Source organism: Paenibacillus sp. FSL L8-0340, assembly GCF_038593145.1.
In the GTDB taxonomy this organism is placed as follows: domain Bacteria; phylum Bacillota; class Bacilli; order Paenibacillales; family Paenibacillaceae; genus Paenibacillus_AQ.
This window is the reverse complement of record NZ_CP151967.1, coordinates 3,448,885-3,464,754: the sequence shown is the minus strand read 5'-3', so window position 1 is coordinate 3,464,754 and position 15,870 is coordinate 3,448,885. Positions and strand designations below refer to the sequence as shown.

Genomic DNA, 15,870 nt, shown 5'->3' with positions numbered 1-15,870 from the left:
TTGCGTCACTAAGAGCCGAAAGTCCGGCGGTACTGGCTCGGAGGCATACCTTCTGCCAGCTTGAACATTTTGATGAAGTAGCTGGATTGATGAAATCCGGTCTGATCTGCAATCTGCGCAACAGACAAATCGGAAGACACCAGCAGAAGCTTAGCCCTGGCCAGACGGCAGTCACTCAAATAACGGTTCGGTGTCTTACCCATGATGGACCGGAAGAGCCGCAAAAAGTGATAGCTGCTGTAACCCGCAAGCCTAGACATGCTCTCCAGTGTCCAGGGACGCTGGCAATCCTTATGAATCATGTCGGCTGTACGCCTAATGGAATGTCGGATCTCCAGGGGCACCGATCCATGAAGCGGCTCGGAATTTTGCAACAGTGTAACCAGAATTTCATAAAGTAAAGCCGAGAAACGAGGTTCACTCCGGGTTTCATGGACTGCGCTAAGCTCGAACAGCTCATCAAAAATAGACTCCAGCCCGGCATCTGGATCGAATGTAAAGAAATAACCCCGCGACTGATCTGCTTCCTCCAGTAGCGGCAAGGAAATGGCTGTATTGAAGTGAACCCAGCGCACTTCCCAGGGTCTGCGGGGATCAGAGCCATATTGCTGATATGCCCCTCTAGGGAACAGAAAGCCGCTTCCCCTTCCCATGGGAATCCGTTCTCCCTCCTGAAAAACATAACCCGTCCCTTCAAATACCAGATGGAGATTGTAGCTGTTCAGTACTCCCTCGCTTCTCCGTTCCGCATGCTGCGGAAAATGATTGTAATGCCCGAGAAATTCCGGATAGCATACATAGTGGGCGTAAGCCGGGGCGGGCAAGACCCATTGCTTTTTCATTTCGTCCCCCCTCTATTCTATACTTGGAAAGCAAACACGCAATATAGTCATATAATAGCAATATTATGTTATATCAGTTTTCATGTACCTGATAATACAATGGATTTGTAGAATATTCAAAGCATAATTTTACACTTGGAGGAACCTATGAAGAAACCAGTAGCAGCAGATCGGTTCGAGCTGGGCGTATGTTATTACCCCGAGCATTGGCCGGAAGAGATGTGGGAAGATGATTACCGCCGGATGGTGGAAACAGGCTTCACGATTGTCCGTATGGGTGAATTCGCCTGGTCCATTTTTGAACCGGAAGAAGGCGTGTATCAGTTTGAACTGTTCGACCGCGCCATTGATCTGGCTTACCGCCATGGACTCAAGGTGGTATTGGGTACACCGACGGCTACGCCTCCTGCCTGGCTTACCGAACGATACCCGGAAGTACTTAATGTGACTTATGAAGGTGTTACGCTCCAGCATGGCATGCGCCGGCATTACAATTACAGCAGCCCCAAATACCGCGAGTTATGCGCCCGGATTGTAGCTCAGCTTGCAGCACATTATGGCAATCACCCTGGAGTAACCGGCTGGCAGATCGACAACGAGCTGAACTGCGAGATCAGTGAATTCTATTCCGAAAGTGATCACAAGTCTTTCCGGAAGTGGCTGCAAGATAAATATGGCTCCTTGGAAAAACTGAATGAGGCATGGGGTTCAGTCTTCTGGAATCAGAGCTACACTAACTGGTCTCAGGTCTTTTTACCACGCCCTACCCCGGTCCCAAGACAGCCTAATCCGCATCAGGCGCTGGACGAGAAGCGGTTTATCTCTGATAATACGATTTCGTTTGCCAAGAATCAGGCCGACATTATCCGTGCAGCTGCGCCGGATCAATGGGTTACGACGAACGGGTTATTCGGCCATTTGGACAGTCATCAAATGAGTAATGAGCTGCTGGACTTTTTTAGCTATGATTCATACCCTCAGTTCTCCAGCATTCATACTGATCCTGCTGAACGAAATCCTCTGGGTGACCGGAGCTGGAGCCTGTCCCTCAGTGTTGTGCGTTCCATCAGCCCCAACTTCTGCATCATGGAACAACAATCCGGTCCAGGCGGCTGGGTGAACCGCATGGACATGCCCTCACCTAAACCGGGGCAGATGCGGCTTTGGACATACCAATCCATCGCCCATGGCGCAGATATGGTGCTGTACTTCCGCTGGAGAACGGCAACCATGGGCAATGAGATCTATTGGCATGGCCTCAATGATTACCATAATCAGCCCAACCGGAGAGTCCGGGAAGCGGCGCGCATCGGCCAGGAGCTGGCGGCATCCGGCAAAGAGATCATCGGGACACATGCTGAGGCCACAGTAGCCATTCTGCGGGATTATGACAATGAATGGGACGGTGAATATGATGTCTGGCACGGTCCTTTCATGTGGCAGAGCAACAAGGAATGGTTCAAAGCTCTGCAGCGGCAGCATATTCCCAGTGATATAATCTACTTGGGCCGCACTACAACCGTAGAGGAACTAGCCCGTTATCAAGTGCTGGTCTACCCGCATCCGGCCATCATGACAGATGAAACAGCGGCATTGTTGGATGAATATGTGCAGCAAGGCGGGAAACTGATCTTCGGTTGCCGGACCGGATACAAGGATAAGCGCGGACATTGCTATATGCGGCCTTTTCCCGGGGCGGCAAGACAGCTCTGCGGGGTAACAGTGGAAGAATTCACTGTTGTTAAAGGTACACGGCGTCCCACCTTTATCAGTTGGACTGAAGAACCTGAAGCACTGACGGGAGCCGACGCTTTTAACGATATCCTTCACGTGGAAGAAGACAGCGTGGAAGTCATGGCGACGTACGCTTCCGATTATTATAAAGGAAAACCGGCCGTTACCCGAAATCTCCGCGGTAAAGGTGAGGTGTGGTATTACGGAGCTGTATTCAATGAAGAAGCTGCGACAAGAATCATTGGTGCTCTAAATCTACGTTCACCGGCTGAACATTGGCTGGAGCTGCCAAGTGAGGTCGAGCTGCAAATCCGTCAAGGCGAATCCGCCAGCCTCACCTTCCTGCTGAACTACAGCGAAGAGCCTGCAGTGATCTCACTCAAAGAACAGAGAACAGATTTACTAACAGGAGAAAACATTTCGGGAACCTACAGTATGGAAGGGTTCGGTGTGCTGGTGCTCAAATAAGAGGATTAATTCAAGTAGAAAGTCCCGCTGCAGATAGTTTTGCAGCGGGACTTTTTCGTGAAGTTAGTGCACAGATTACATTACTTGAAGCAAACAGATGATCTCTCCATCAATCACTTCTTCGCTGACTTTCTTGTTCCCCAATGCCTCATGCATGCCTCAAGCCGATTCATTATCAGGTATTACAGAAATAATACCCTTGCAAACCACCGTTAATTGTTAGATATTAATATAATCTGTTTTTATTTCATCTTGATGATTCCATTGATAAAAAGGAGGAGCAACCATGAAACTGGAGCCTGTACAGGCGTCAGAAACTATTGACGTACAGGGCAAGGAGGAAAGCTTCCTGCAGGGAGTTAAGGATTGTATCCCCACTTTGCTCGGATATTTAAGTATCGGCTTTGCCGCCGGGGTTGTCGAGAAAACGGCCGGTCTTTCCATCGCTGAAATAGCTATGATTTCCATCATTCTCTACGCCGGTTCCGCCCAATTCATCGCGGCGGGAATGATAGCCGCAGGAAGCACGGGGGCCAGCATCATCATTACGATCCTGCTTGTGAATCTGCGCCACCTGCTGTTAAGTGCTGCGTTGTCCCCTTATTTCCGCCACCTCACACCCATGAGAAACCTGCTGATAGGCGCACTCTTAACCGATGAAACCTTTGGTGTCGCCATTCAGGAGAGTGCGAGAAAAAAACACATCAGCGAGAAATGGATGCATGGACTTAATGTCACCGCCTACCTGAATTGGTTGTTCGCGAACCTCGCAGGTGCTGTTCTGGGACAGTGGATCTCAAGCCCGGAGCAGTGGGGACTGGATTTCGCGCTTCCGGCTATGTTCATCGGACTACTGGTACTGACCATACTTAGTAGAAACAAATATGCACTGGATCTTATTGTAGGAGCTATTGCCGTAGTGGTTACGGTCGGTGTCTCCATCCTGTGGTCGCCTAATTTCGGTGTGATCGCTGCAGCTCTAATTGCACCTACGATAGGGTTGGTAATGCAAAAATGGAAATAAGACTGGATATCTTCTTGATTATCTTCGGAGCCGCATTGGTTACGTTCATTCCGCGGGTACTTCCGATGATGCTGCTAAGCCGGATCACCATTCCCGAATGGGGGATGCGCTGGTTGAGTTATGTACCCATTGCGATTATGTCAGCGCTCGTCGCCCAGGAGCTGTTCATTAAGGAAGGCAAATTCACTTCACTGTCATCGAATGTGGAACTGATCGCCGCCTTGCCCACCTTCTGGGTGGCCATAAAGACGCGCAGTTTGCTGGGAACCGTGCTTACCGGGGTTCTCTCACTCATGCTTCTGCGCTTGTTACTGTAACTCCTCGTGATTGCTGTTATCAGGCAAGTTAGCTGTTTTTTCCCCAGATTCTCCCTGTATGGCTGCCGATGTTCATGATCGCCTGCTGCGCTTCGGGCAGCAGGGCGGCCATGAATTGAAATACACTCCACATGTTCTTCCATACTTCCAGTGTAACCTCTACTCCATCAGCACGTGCGCGATCGGCCAAACGTTCCGCATCACTGAGCAGCACTTCTTGATCGCCAACCTGAATGTACAGATGGGGCAAACCGTGCAGATTGAGCCGTAACGGAGAGAGTATCGCTGGCTTCTCCCCGGAAGAACCTCCTAAGTAATCCTCCAGAATTCTCTGATTGCCCTCCCGGCTCCCCGTAGGATCTGAATCAGCCAAACTATCATAAGAATATCCGTCCAAATGTACGAGATCACTATGCGGCGAGAGCAGAAACGCCCCTGCAGGCAGCTTCTCCCCTGCATCCCGCACACTGATCATTGTCATCAAAGCCAGAGTGGCCCCTACCGAATCGCCGCCAAGGATAATGTCATCCGGCGAATATCCCTCCGCCAGCATCCAGCGGTATGCATTGAGGCAATCTTCATTTGCGGCCGGATAACGATGCTCCGGGGCAAGCCGATATTCCACTGTAAGTACAGGAACACTGCAGGCTGCAGATAATCTTGCTGCCAGATCACGATAGATCTCACAGTTCCCGGAGATAAACCCTCCTCCGTGAAAATATAGGATTGCTCGTTTTCTTCCTTCCGTTTCAATGCAAGGAGCGATGACCCATTCAGCAGCGAACTGCCGGATCGTTACTCTCTTCACTTGAACATCACCCGGAAGCGCCGGCAATTGCTTGGCAGCTTCGGCCATTTCAGAACGAATTTGCTCTGCCGGCTTTCCTAAACTGCTTCCTGTTTGTTTTAAGAAGCTTTTCATAGCTTGAAGCTGTTCGATCGGTGTCTGCATCCTATTCATTCCTCCTACAAGGTTTTGTCTGGATTGTAAACCCTGTAGTATGGTACGCAGTCAAGAGGCAATCTGTATTCTAGGTTCTTTATGGCTCCATCTTAAGAATATGCAAGGTTTCCTGCACCCCCGGATGTCTCTCGGCAGATTCGAGGTTGCTCTTCAGATCGCCTAACAGCGCCTTCGTCTTTTCCCGCTTTGATATTTCGAGGTCAATGCTAATGACTTTCTGCTCAATAACTGCGATAAAATCAGCGATCCCGATACTTCCGTCTGCCGACTTCACCAGTGCCTTCTTGATCTCTCTCAGCGTAAACCCGCAAGACTTGGCATTCTGGATAAAGACGATTCGATTCAATGTCTCTTGCGTATATTGCCGGTAACCGGATGCCGTCCGCTGTGGTGCCGGAAGCAACCCGTGCTTCTCATAATATCTAAGCGTTTCAATATTCACGTTAGCCTCTTTTGCCAGCTCCCCGCGCAAATATCGGGCCATCCTCTCCACTCCTCTCCGTATCCAACTATATAGACTGAACTTATAATTCTTCTATTTTGGGAATGACCGTGACTACAGAGAATGTTTGGACTTCCGGCCGCTGTTAGGTTTGGATTTCCTGAAATAACCGCGAATCGCGGTAGAAATCCAAACCTAAAGGCGGACGCTGTCGCTCCTGCAGTTCCAAAATTCCCCTCCGCCACTTTTCCCTACATGTAATTCTCAAGTTCAATCTATATATGAGATTTATTTCAGCCGGTCCTTCAAAGCTGAAACTTCAGCTGCCTGCGGCTCCTCCTCTCCGTATCTCGCCTGATTGTAAAGCCTAAGCAAACCTTCCGGAACTGCCGGGGTATTGCTGTCTCCATTACGGCGGCGGTTCTTCCCACCAGTCCATTCCTCCACATCCGCTCCCGTCTCTTGTGGAGTAAGAAATCCTTTCACTTCATATCCTTCGTTCCGATTGCCGTTAAGCCAACGGCGATACATCCAGCGTACCCGCTCACGGCCTCCATCCATTCCTTCCCAGCGGTCACTGTGTCTACGCAGCTTCAACCGGCTGCTCCAGTAATCCCGAATGCCTTGCACAGTCTTTCCCCAGGCGAAGATGCTCTCTTCTTCATCCTGAAAGGCATGATGCTCCTGCGGCGTTTCTCTCCGCAGCATGGACAGCAGGGCATCCAGTGCTCTGCGCAGCACTCCGCCTGTATTTCTGTAAAGCCAACGCAAGCCATAATAAAGCAAAGCTAGAATTGCCGCCGCTCCAATGGCATAAAACAAGACTTCGAAGATCATTGCCAGCAAACCCGGTTCATGAGTCTCGGCCGGAGGCAGCTCTAGTGGCTGCGCCGGAGGAGCAGCTTCAGGCTGAATCGGCTCCTCTGTTCCGTTAAACAAGGCGATGATCCAGTTCAAAAACATCCGGACTGTATTCCATAGAAGCATGCCTACAGCTTTGCCCCCGCCTGCCGCAAGCAAGCCGGCCACGACAATAAACAGCAAGACAAACATCCGGTTATGCCGTCTTATCCCTGCAGGCAGGCGCGCAGATTCACCGGCAAAAGAGCTGTAGCGAAGAAAGCTGGTATTCGTATCCAACAGTACTAATACCAGACACAGACTTCCACACCAGGTTAACAAGGACAGGTTGGACTCAAGTACAGGAATCCGGGTATTGATGATTGTAGCTGTAAAATAAACGGCAATTCCGGCAATGTACATTCCATTCCGGTTATTCCGGGAAGCGGCAGTCATCCCCAGATAAGCAAACAACACGCTGCAAGCAATAAAAGGAAGTGCAAAAATGGACAATTCACCGAATAAAAATCCTGACGCCACCCCCAGTAGAAGAGCGGAAAGCAGCTGCTTCCACTTCCGGTTGCATAAATGCCGCAGCAGCACCCCGGCCAGCGCCAGGAGAGGCAGAATGTACATCCATGGAAGGACAGCCTGCCCGGACTGCTGGTAGCTTTGAAGCAGAACCCATACCGGAAGAAATAGAAGCCATTCTATGAGACAAGCCAGCCATAAAGTCATAGACACTTTCATTCGGGGACCTCTAGCAGTGTTCATGCATACTCTCTCCCCTCATCCGGAATGTCGAGCCATTCCACTCCATTTCCCAGCAGTCTTAACTGCTCAGCTGCCAGCTCAAGCTCTGGGCCCCGGTGACAGGTAATAATCAGATAATCATTATCTTTATGCCCTTCTTCAGCTACTAACTCCAGTAGTCTTGACATAGGCAGCGTCCTGTCCAGGTTCAGCCGGGCCAAGAGCCCCAGTACATCCTCAAGTTGGCCCATCGGGTCTGCAGTCACCGGCTCCCGTTCACCTCCACCGTCCATTCTCCCGTTGCTAAGCAGCCCGGTGTCGATCCCGTGCCCTACTGCATATTCTGCTATCGTCGCTGCATAACGGATTCCCAGCTCAATTCGTTCCTTATCTGTAACGGTTCTCCACATGGAGTCACTGATCTCAACATTCAGACAGAGGAACAGCCGGGAATCGGCGGTGTAATCTTTTTGATGCACCTGCATATGCCCGGTTCTGGCCGTTGCCTTCCAGTTAATAGACGCAAGCGAATCCCCTGGACTGTACTCTCGGGTTCCGGCCGTCAGAAAAGGATCTTCAATAATCCATCTTTTGACCGGCAGTTCTCCCAGCCAGCTGTGTATCGGCAGAGGTAGCTCATAAAGGTCTATAATCTCCGGATAAACCAGCAGTTCCAATTGCAGGGAAAACGCCTTGCTGTTCCGGCTCATGCCAAAGAGGTCTCCGGTGGTCATCGTGACGCTTTCCAGCTTGAACAAGCCTCTTTGCTGACAACGGACTTGATGGCGACGTTTGATATGGCGGTAAGACCTCAGAAAAAACATACTTACGTGGTTCTGATAAATCTCCCCGCTGCTGACACCGAGATTCTCCTGGCTGCCGAACTCCAGACCCCGGGCTATGCTGGACTCCAGCCGCAGCCAGGGCAATGGGAGCAGCTTATTGTTGGCTATCTCCTCAACCATCTCCACCTGCTCTCCTTCATAAGCGGTTTTGGCCGAGAAATAGCGGGTGTAGCTGACTTTCTTCAGCGCATGCCGCTGATAGACAGCAGAAATCAACAGCAGCATCAGGAGTGTGCTGAGGATGAACCAGGGCAGTGCCATCTCTTACTCCACCCTTCCGCCGCTTGTAGCCGGGAGCGGCTCTGCCGGCACCTCCACTTCGCGCAGCTTCTGGAGCACCAGCTCTACCGCTTGCCCCTCCCGGGACCCCGGGCCGCGCTGCAGCACCAGCCGGTGGGCAAGGACGGGAACTGCCACTGCCTTGATATCATCCGGAATCACATAATTCCTGCCTTGAATCAATGCATACCCCTGGGAAGCACGCAGCAAGGCGAAGCCAGCCCGCGGGCTGGCTCCCAGCTTAACCCCCGGTGCAGTGCGGGTCGCTTCGACGATCCGGATCATATAAGCCAGCAAATCGTCACTGACATTCACTGCAGCCGTAAGCTGCTGAATCTCTTGAATCTGCCGGGCGGTTGCTACCGCAGTCGTGTGATCAAGCGGATTGTTCTGGCGGAACCGCTGTAGAATATGAACCCCTTGCTCAAAGGTTGGATAGCCGGTCATGATCCGCATCAGAAATCGGTCAAGCTGCGCTTCCGGCAGCGGGAAAGTTCCCTGACTGTCAACCGGATTCTGTGTAGCAATGACGAGAAACGGCGCTTCCAGCTCATGGGTCACACCATCGATCGTAATCTGCCGCTCCTCCATGCATTCCAGCAGGCTGGACTGGGTCCGCGGCGTGGCCCGGTTGATCTCATCGGCCAAGAGAATGCCGGCGAATACCGGGCCCGGACGGAATTGAAACTCCCCGGTCTTCTGATTATAGTAGTTGATGCCGCTTAAGTCAGAGGGCAATAAGTCCGGAGTGAACTGAATCCGCTTGAACGTACAGTCCAGCGAGCGGGCCAGTGTTTTGGCGAGCAGCGTTTTGCCTGTGCCCGGAACATCCTCCAGCAGCACATGTCCATTGGCGAGCAATGCTGTCAGCAGAAGGTTCACACCTTCCTCTTTGCCGACAATTACTTTAGCCAGATTGACTCTTATCGATTCTATTAATTGAGTTGCTTCTTGAAGATTCATAAATCAGGCACCATCCCATCGCTTTAGTGGTATGTATTAATTCCTAATCATACCAGAAAGCGCCTCCAATTTATAATAGATAAGTCTCCTGCGGTTATGTGGACGCCGTACTTATCTTGGAGCGGATGAAAGCAACAATGAAGTAATACACGGGGATGCATTCCACAATCAGCCAAATAATCACAGTGCCAAAGGCATTGTAATTCTTGTTGAATTGAGTGACATTGAGCGAATACAGATAGGCAATTGTGATCGAACCGATCGTCAGGAAAGGGATCATCACTTTTTTTGCTTTCTGCTTGGTCAAGTACAAAGCACATTTATGCGCTACATATATCAAAAAAGCGCTGTGTATAAACATCGAAGCAGACCAAAGCCCGATGAGCAGCGGGTCCGAATTGCCCTTTAAATCATCATGTGAAGTACTGCGGATCAATTGCAAATAAGGAAATTGAAGCTCCTTGCCAAAATGCGGGCCAAAATTCAGTATGGTCATCACCCAGATAATGAGTACGGTCAACATCACCGCAATTCCCGCAGCAATCAACCGTTTCAGCATTTTGTTGCTGATTTGGATATCCGGGGCAATAAACAATAACACCACCCATTCTCCGTACCAGGACGTTGTCATAATTGAATCCTTGAAGGCAACGCCTGGATCAGGGTAATGAAACAAAGCAGGAAGCATCGAGAAATCAGCGTTGGACAGAAACAAATAATAGCTAAAAGCGGTGGATAAAAGAAAGATCAGAAATATCCCGTCGGTCATGTAGGCCATCGTCGAAAAACCTAGGTATGCCGTATACATAATCACCAGCCCAATTACAATCTGAATAAACAGCGGTGGTGTCCCGCGCAAATAATTTGCACCGAAGAACAATACGAAATTTTCAATATCAAAGGAGACATAATAAACACACCAGATCAGCAGCAGAAGAACCATTACCCCATGCAGCCATTTGCCCATAATCTCCTTGCCAAAATCGACCCACACCTCTCCGGGTTTAAGCATCCCCACCTGAACCGTACAAAAAAGCGGAATGATTCCGAGCCCACAGCCTGCAATAATCGGAATCCAGCCCTGGAAGCCTGAGGTTGAGAGTAAACCCGGAATCAAAAACATCGAGCTCTGTGAGCCTAGAAAGACAACTGTAAAGCGGAACATCTGCCATTTGGATGTAGTCATAACGTCTCCTTGGAAATTCATTTATCTCTCCGAACCAAAATCTTCGATTGTGAAGTCAGCCGTTACCTTAATCTCAGCATTAGCGTAATAATCAGTCCAGCGTTCACGGAGCTTATTCCACGCCTTCGGATATTTCCATTCCACCACCATTCCAAGCTGTAGAACGTCAACCTGTGCCTCTTGAACAGACCGGACCGAATTCGAAATTTCTTTTACAATCCACTCCTGCAGTTTTCTTTTTATTAAGGGACTAAGATCATTAGCACTACGCCCCTCGGAGTCTTCAAGAAAAGTAATACTTGCTCTCCCTTTCACCTTTATTTGAAAGACAGGGCCTTCGCTTGTCATTTTCACAGTTCTTGAGGCGGAGTTGCTTTGGAATATAGCGCTGGCGGAACCCTTACCTTCCTCATCCCAGGTTATCGTATATTCAGGCAGCTCCAATCTTCCGGCCAGACGTCCCGCCCCCCATGCCAAAGCCCTGCTCTGCTTTACATCCAGAATCCCCTTCATTTTAGCGTCCTGGAACAGCATAACCCCTTGCACACCTGCCCAATACTCCGTTTTCCCTTGCTCGCTTGTTTCTTCTTTCTTACCGAATGACAGATAATTCATCGCATACCCCATATCTGAGGCTTCAGCTAACAGGCAATCCTTAACGCTTGTACTGAACAGGATATTCTCATTCGCAATATTCATCAGCACCTGGTCGGGATTCTGTTCGAACACAGGAGTTAACTTAAAAATATCTTTGGCTTTCCCGGGAGCAGCCATGATATATGTGTCCAGGGGAAATTCAGGTTTTCTTTCGAACCATTCCAGCACCTTCCCGATTCCCTGCTGGGCATATTCCTTTCCCAAGACGACAATTTTGATATGGGAGATCTCCAAATGGCGTGAAAGATCTTTTTGAATCATGATAGTCGCATCCTGAATAGTACGCGCGGTCTTTGAGACCAAAGTGTAGGCTTTGCCGTCTCCGGTTCCGCTCCCTGCTTGCGTACCTGACATCAGCCTATTGGGTAGAGGTGAGCTGATGGATACCTCAACTGTTCCGGGTTCTTTGCCAACATCAATATATAATCCATAAATAAAAGTCAATTCATCGAGCTCCACCTTAGACCAGCAGCCAGTCAGATTCAGCAGCATTAGGATAATGACGGCTTGCTTTATAAGTTTCATTGCCGCTTCTGTCTCCTTTGATTCTTCCTGTCTGTAAAGGATGTGCTGCGCTTATTCATGAACGGGGTTGGAACACGAAGCAGTGTATCCTTCCAATCCTGTAATACAAGTGGAGCGACCGGCTGCAAATAAGGAGTTCCAAAGGATTTAAGGTTGGCCAAATGGCCGTAAATCATAAAAGCAGCCACAAATACGCCCAATAACCCCATCGTTCCACCCAGGATCAGGAGCACAAAACGCAGTAATCTGAAAGTCAAACCCAGCTCCAAATGGGGAATGATATAAGAAGCAATCCCGGTAATGGAAACGACAATAACCATCGGTGCAGAAACAATACCCGCTTGAACCGCAGCCTGCCCAATTACGATACCGCCAATGATGGATACCGTCTGCCCTACTGGCTTAGGAATCCGGGTTCCTGCTTCTCTAAGTGCTTCAAAGGTCAGCTCCATGATCAGCGCTTCGGTCAAGGCAGAGAAAGGGATGTTTTCTCTTGCCGCGGCAATGGTTATCAAAAGATCAGAAGGAATGATCTGCGAATGAAAGGTTGTAATCGCAACATACAACGCAGGCAGCAGCATGGATATAATAGAAAAAAAGAAGCGGACCAGCCGGATCCAGCTGCCAGCATAAAAGCTTTGGTAATAATCCTCGGAGGATTGCAGCAGTGAGAACAAAGTTACCGGTGTCAGCAGAGCGGATGGAGTCCCATCCTGCAGCAGTCCCACCCGCCCTTCCATTAAAGAGGCTGCCACTGAGTCAGGGCGTTCTGTATACTGGAACACGGGAAAAGGCGAGAAGCTCCCCTGTTTCATATGCTCTGCCAAATAACTGATGCCAAGTACACCGTCGATCGACATTTTGCGTAACGTATCTTCTATTGAAGCCAGAAGCTCAGGCTTATACAGGCCTTCGATATACACCACATACACATCGGTTTTTGTATATTTGCCGATAGAGAAATGTTTGGTCTTTAGATCGGCATGTTTAATCTTGTGGCGCAGCAGCGATAAATTGGTGTCAATATCTTCGATGAAGGCCTCCTGGGGGCCGATGACAACCAGCTCGTTCTGTGATTCCGATACGGAACGTTTCTGATAGTGGGCAATCTCGAAATAATATAAATAGGGCAGCCCTTCGATACAGAGGACCGGATTGCCGCTGACTATCAGCTCTACCGCCCGATCGGAGTCAAATACCTTAATATAAGGAATGGCAAAAGCAGATCCCCGGTCGAGCCGTTCCAGAAAATTCGGCCAATCCGGTTCGGAATTCGCTTCGGATTTGAGCGGTGATGACACAAACTCCTGCAGGCTCAGTGTATCTACAATGGACGGAATATAGACCAGCATGCAGGTATGACCATATACGATAATAGACTGGTATACGGCATCGCTGCATCCTGTAAGCTGCTCTTTTATATTCTCCAGTATGCTGGCTGTCATCTCGCTTCACCTCCTCTGATCTTTAGAGAATCATACTTAGTTTTCCAATAGTTCATGAAGTTATGCATCTATTCCCTTTCCGCTCGCAGCACAAAGAGCCTGCTCACCAGCAGGCTCTTAAGGTTAATGCATCATGGGTAAAGATTCAGTTCAATCCCCCGATTACCGGATGCGGGATATACGGTTCTTCCAGTCTGCGGACTTCTTCCGGGGTCAGACGAAGGGACACCGCTGCTGCAGCATCCTCCAGGTGCGCCATCTTGGTGGCTCCGACAATCGGAGCGGCCACAGGTTTCTTCTGGAGCACCCAAGCCAAGGCCACCTGAGCACGCGGGACAGCCCGTTCCTCGGCGATTTCCTTCACCCGAAGTGCGACAATCCGGTCCGCCTCTTCCATTTGTGAATAAAGCTGCTTGGCGAATTCATCGCGCTCGGAACGGGGGCTCGATTCTTCCCAGTCCCTTGTAAGGCGGCCGCGGGCCAACGGACTCCAGGGAATCACGCCGATGCCTTCCGCTTCACAAAGCGGCAGCATTTCCCGTTCCTCCTCACGGTACAGCAGATTCACATAATTCTGCATGCTGACAAAACGGGTCCAGCCATGCTGCTCTGCAACGTACAGCGCCTTGAGAAACTGCCAGGCATACATGGAGGAAGCTCCGATATAACGGGCTTTCCCCGCCTTCACAACATCATGCAGGGCCTCCATCGTCTCTTCGATAGGCGTCTGGTTATCCCAGCGGTGGATTTGATACAAGTCCACATAATCCGTTCCCAGCCGCTTAAGACTGTGGTCAATTTCACTAAGTATCGCTTTGCGTGACAACCCGCCGCCATTGGGTCCCGGCCGCATTCTGCCGTGCACCTTGGTGGCAATGACCACTTCATCGCGGGAGGCAAAATCCTTCAGCGCCCGCCCAAGTATCTCCTCACTGGTTCCGTCCGAATATACATTGGCAGTATCAAAGAAATTAATGCCCAGCTCCAGCGCCTTTTGGATAAACGGACGACACTCCCGCTCATTCAGTGTCCAGGCATGCGACCCGCGTTCAGGAATGCCATAACTCATGCAGCCGAGGCAAACCCGCGAGACATCCAGACCGGTAGATCCCAGTTTCACATATTCCAAGATCAACAACTTCCTCTCTATACCAAATGTAATAATAGCCATTCCACTATAGTATAGCGCCGTTAACCGAGAAATAAAAACGCTCTTCCATCCAGTCCGGTTTACCCTCCTTGCTATAAAGATTACTGCAGCGTAGCTCCGATATTCGTGCCGCTTGGTGTGCCCGAGCCAATGAGGTCACTGCCGCTGGCCAGTTTCAGGAAGTTGCCGAGTGTGAAGGAACCATCCGCATTTCTGACGACTGAAGGAGTCAAGCTGGCGAAGTCGGTACTGCTCGCGGCCAGTCCCTTGGCATTCGTGCTGGCATTGCTCTTCCACCAGACATTGGTGCTGAGAACATCTGTACCGCTGGTTTTGTCACTGGAGCCGCCGGCAAAGCTCAGATTATTGGTAAACTGGTGTGTCCCTGTGTCAAAAGCAAAATTGCTTTGCCCATTGCTCCAAGAGGTATTGCCAGTAAGCTGAATGGAGCCCGGATTGCTATTGTAGGTGAAACCATGTTTTTTATTCTGGAAGGCGATGCTGTTCTGCACAATATGATTCACAGAAATTTTCTCCCCGCCCAGCTTGAATCCGTTGCCGTCACTGTTTGCCGTGCTGCTTCCATCTGAGGTTTGGCCATTTTTGTAGGCAATGCTGTTCTTGATCGTCACTACGCCAATCGGGCCTGTTTCCGATTTGGTATATAAATCCCAGCCGTCATCTGTATTCCATGCGGCAATACACTTGTCAAAGACGTTGCCCGGTCCAATCGTCAGCTTGGCGGCAAAACCATCAGCATCCTCCCCGTTGTCCGGGTCGAAATTGTCGTGGGAGTATACTCCGATGATCTGGTTATAGCTGGGCCAGTCGCTCATATTGGAGAGTGAGGAGGAATAGCGGCTAATCTGCAGCCCTGAATCCCGGTTATGGTGCATTTCTACATTCTCAATGATATTATAATTGCCGCCAATGAAGATCCCGTTATCTCCGGCACCTTTGATCTCAAGCCCCTTTACCTTCCAATAATGGCCATAAATCTGCAGTCCGCGTTCAGTAGACCCAAAGGATTCGGCGAAGAAATCAAGCACTGGTTTTTCGTTTCCGTAAGCCACAATATTTTTGCGCAAACTGGTGCTTCCGCTGTTCTCCCGTTCAATTGTCACTGGAGCGGAAAAAGTATAGGTTCCCCCGCGCAGATAGATAGTCTCTCCCGGGGCTACTCTGGTAATAGCTGAAGCCAGGGTCGTAGGACTGCCGATGGTTCCGGCATTTCCGGCCGCTCCATTCGGTGAGACATACAGTGAACCCGTTGCCGGAGTGGGTGCCGTTGTTGGTGCCACGGTTGGTGTTGGTGTAACGGTTGCTGTTGCTGTGGGTACAACTGTCGGAGTAGCCGATGGTGCTGGAGTAGGACTGGCCGTAGCCGTCGGTGCCACGGTTGCAGTTGCGGTAGGTGAAGGAGTTGGTGTCGTGGA

The 15,870-nt window shown here is 50.1% G+C and carries 13 protein-coding genes and 1 pseudogene; 3 read left to right on the top strand and 11 right to left on the bottom strand.

Features of this window, described 5'->3' with window-relative positions; all coding sequences use genetic code 11:
* Positions 1-8 precede the first annotated feature (8 nt).
* The gene (locus NST07_RS15625) at positions 9-842 is read right to left on the bottom strand and encodes an AraC family transcriptional regulator (protein WP_341092900.1); all 834 of its coding nucleotides are present in this window, start codon (positions 840-842) and stop codon (positions 9-11) included.
* Between the two features lie 147 nt (positions 843-989).
* Between NST07_RS15625 and NST07_RS15620 the strand changes: the two genes are divergently transcribed.
* The 3 genes from NST07_RS15620 (at position 990) to NST07_RS15610 (ending at position 4,385) form a co-directional block, all read left to right on the top strand.
* Positions 990-3,044, top strand: a complete 2,055-nt coding sequence (locus NST07_RS15620; protein WP_341092899.1) for a beta-galactosidase — start codon at positions 990-992, stop codon at positions 3,042-3,044.
* A 286-nt stretch (positions 3,045-3,330) separates the two neighbouring features.
* Positions 3,331-4,068, top strand: a complete 738-nt coding sequence (locus NST07_RS15615; RefSeq protein WP_341092898.1) for an AzlC family ABC transporter permease — start codon at positions 3,331-3,333, stop codon at positions 4,066-4,068.
* Positions 4,059-4,385, top strand: a complete 327-nt coding sequence (locus NST07_RS15610; protein WP_341092896.1) for an AzlD domain-containing protein — start codon at positions 4,059-4,061, stop codon at positions 4,383-4,385. The genes NST07_RS15615 and NST07_RS15610 overlap by 10 nt, the downstream gene beginning before the upstream one ends.
* 28 nt (positions 4,386-4,413) lie before the next feature.
* On the opposite strand, the gene NST07_RS15605 is transcribed toward NST07_RS15610, so the two are convergent.
* The 10 genes and pseudogenes from NST07_RS15605 to NST07_RS15560 all read right to left on the bottom strand — a co-directional run.
* A complete protein-coding gene (locus NST07_RS15605) occupies positions 4,414-5,337 on the bottom strand; it encodes an alpha/beta hydrolase (protein WP_341092894.1) in 924 nt (307 codons plus the stop codon).
* Between the two features lie 88 nt (positions 5,338-5,425).
* The gene (locus NST07_RS15600) at positions 5,426-5,833 is read right to left on the bottom strand and encodes a MerR family transcriptional regulator (protein WP_341092892.1); all 408 of its coding nucleotides are present in this window, start codon (positions 5,831-5,833) and stop codon (positions 5,426-5,428) included.
* A gap of 246 nt (positions 5,834-6,079) precedes the next feature.
* Positions 6,080-7,405: a hypothetical protein gene (locus tag NST07_RS15595; protein WP_341092890.1), complete on the bottom strand. Its 1,326-nt coding sequence runs from the start codon at positions 7,403-7,405 to the stop codon at positions 6,080-6,082.
* Positions 7,402-8,490 carry a DUF58 domain-containing protein gene (locus tag NST07_RS15590; RefSeq protein ID WP_341092889.1) on the bottom strand — a complete coding sequence of 363 codons (1,089 nt, stop codon included), beginning with the start codon at positions 8,488-8,490 and terminating at the stop codon, positions 7,402-7,404. The genes NST07_RS15595 and NST07_RS15590 overlap by 4 nt, the downstream gene beginning before the upstream one ends.
* A 3-nt stretch (positions 8,491-8,493) precedes the next feature.
* Positions 8,494-9,471: an AAA family ATPase gene (locus NST07_RS15585; protein WP_341092888.1), complete on the bottom strand. Its 978-nt coding sequence runs from the start codon at positions 9,469-9,471 to the stop codon at positions 8,494-8,496.
* A 94-nt stretch (positions 9,472-9,565) separates the two neighbouring features.
* Entirely contained in the window at positions 9,566-10,657 is a 1,092-nt protein-coding gene (locus tag NST07_RS15580; protein WP_341092886.1) for a GerAB/ArcD/ProY family transporter, read from the bottom strand.
* A 21-nt stretch (positions 10,658-10,678) separates the two neighbouring features.
* Positions 10,679-11,839: a Ger(x)C family spore germination protein gene (locus tag NST07_RS15575; RefSeq protein ID WP_341092884.1), complete on the bottom strand. Its 1,161-nt coding sequence runs from the start codon at positions 11,837-11,839 to the stop codon at positions 10,679-10,681.
* The gene (locus NST07_RS15570; protein ID WP_341092883.1) at positions 11,836-13,284 is read right to left on the bottom strand and encodes a spore germination protein; all 1,449 of its coding nucleotides are present in this window, start codon (positions 13,282-13,284) and stop codon (positions 11,836-11,838) included. The genes NST07_RS15575 and NST07_RS15570 overlap by 4 nt, the downstream gene beginning before the upstream one ends.
* Positions 13,285-13,429: 145 nt before the next feature.
* Positions 13,430-14,413: an aldo/keto reductase gene (locus NST07_RS15565; RefSeq protein ID WP_341092881.1), complete on the bottom strand. Its 984-nt coding sequence runs from the start codon at positions 14,411-14,413 to the stop codon at positions 13,430-13,432.
* Positions 14,414-14,535: 122 nt separating this feature from the next.
* Positions 14,536-15,708, bottom strand: a pseudogene (locus NST07_RS15560) (right-handed parallel beta-helix repeat-containing protein); the annotation flags it as partial.
* Positions 15,709-15,870 lie beyond the last annotated feature (162 nt).

Coding starts and splice junctions, on each gene's coding strand:
- NST07_RS15610 (WP_341092896.1), top strand. CDS start 4,059: ATGGAAATAAGACTGGATATCTTCTTGATTATCTTCGGAGCCGCATTG.
- NST07_RS15600 (WP_341092892.1), bottom strand. CDS start 5,833: ATGGCCCGATATTTGCGCGGGGAGCTGGCAAAAGAGGCTAACGTGAAT.
- NST07_RS15595 (WP_341092890.1), bottom strand. CDS start 7,405: ATGAACACTGCTAGAGGTCCCCGAATGAAAGTGTCTATGACTTTATGG.
- NST07_RS15615 (WP_341092898.1), top strand. CDS start 3,331: ATGAAACTGGAGCCTGTACAGGCGTCAGAAACTATTGACGTACAGGGC.
- NST07_RS15575 (WP_341092884.1), bottom strand. CDS start 11,839: ATGAAACTTATAAAGCAAGCCGTCATTATCCTAATGCTGCTGAATCTG.
- NST07_RS15625 (WP_341092900.1), bottom strand. CDS start 842: ATGAAAAAGCAATGGGTCTTGCCCGCCCCGGCTTACGCCCACTATGTA.
- NST07_RS15585 (WP_341092888.1), bottom strand. CDS start 9,471: ATGAATCTTCAAGAAGCAACTCAATTAATAGAATCGATAAGAGTCAAT.
- NST07_RS15570 (WP_341092883.1), bottom strand. CDS start 13,284: ATGACAGCCAGCATACTGGAGAATATAAAAGAGCAGCTTACAGGATGC.
- NST07_RS15580 (WP_341092886.1), bottom strand. CDS start 10,657: ATGACTACATCCAAATGGCAGATGTTCCGCTTTACAGTTGTCTTTCTA.
- NST07_RS15620 (WP_341092899.1), top strand. CDS start 990: ATGAAGAAACCAGTAGCAGCAGATCGGTTCGAGCTGGGCGTATGTTAT.
- NST07_RS15605 (WP_341092894.1), bottom strand. CDS start 5,337: ATGCAGACACCGATCGAACAGCTTCAAGCTATGAAAAGCTTCTTAAAA.
- NST07_RS15590 (WP_341092889.1), bottom strand. CDS start 8,490: ATGGCACTGCCCTGGTTCATCCTCAGCACACTCCTGATGCTGCTGTTG.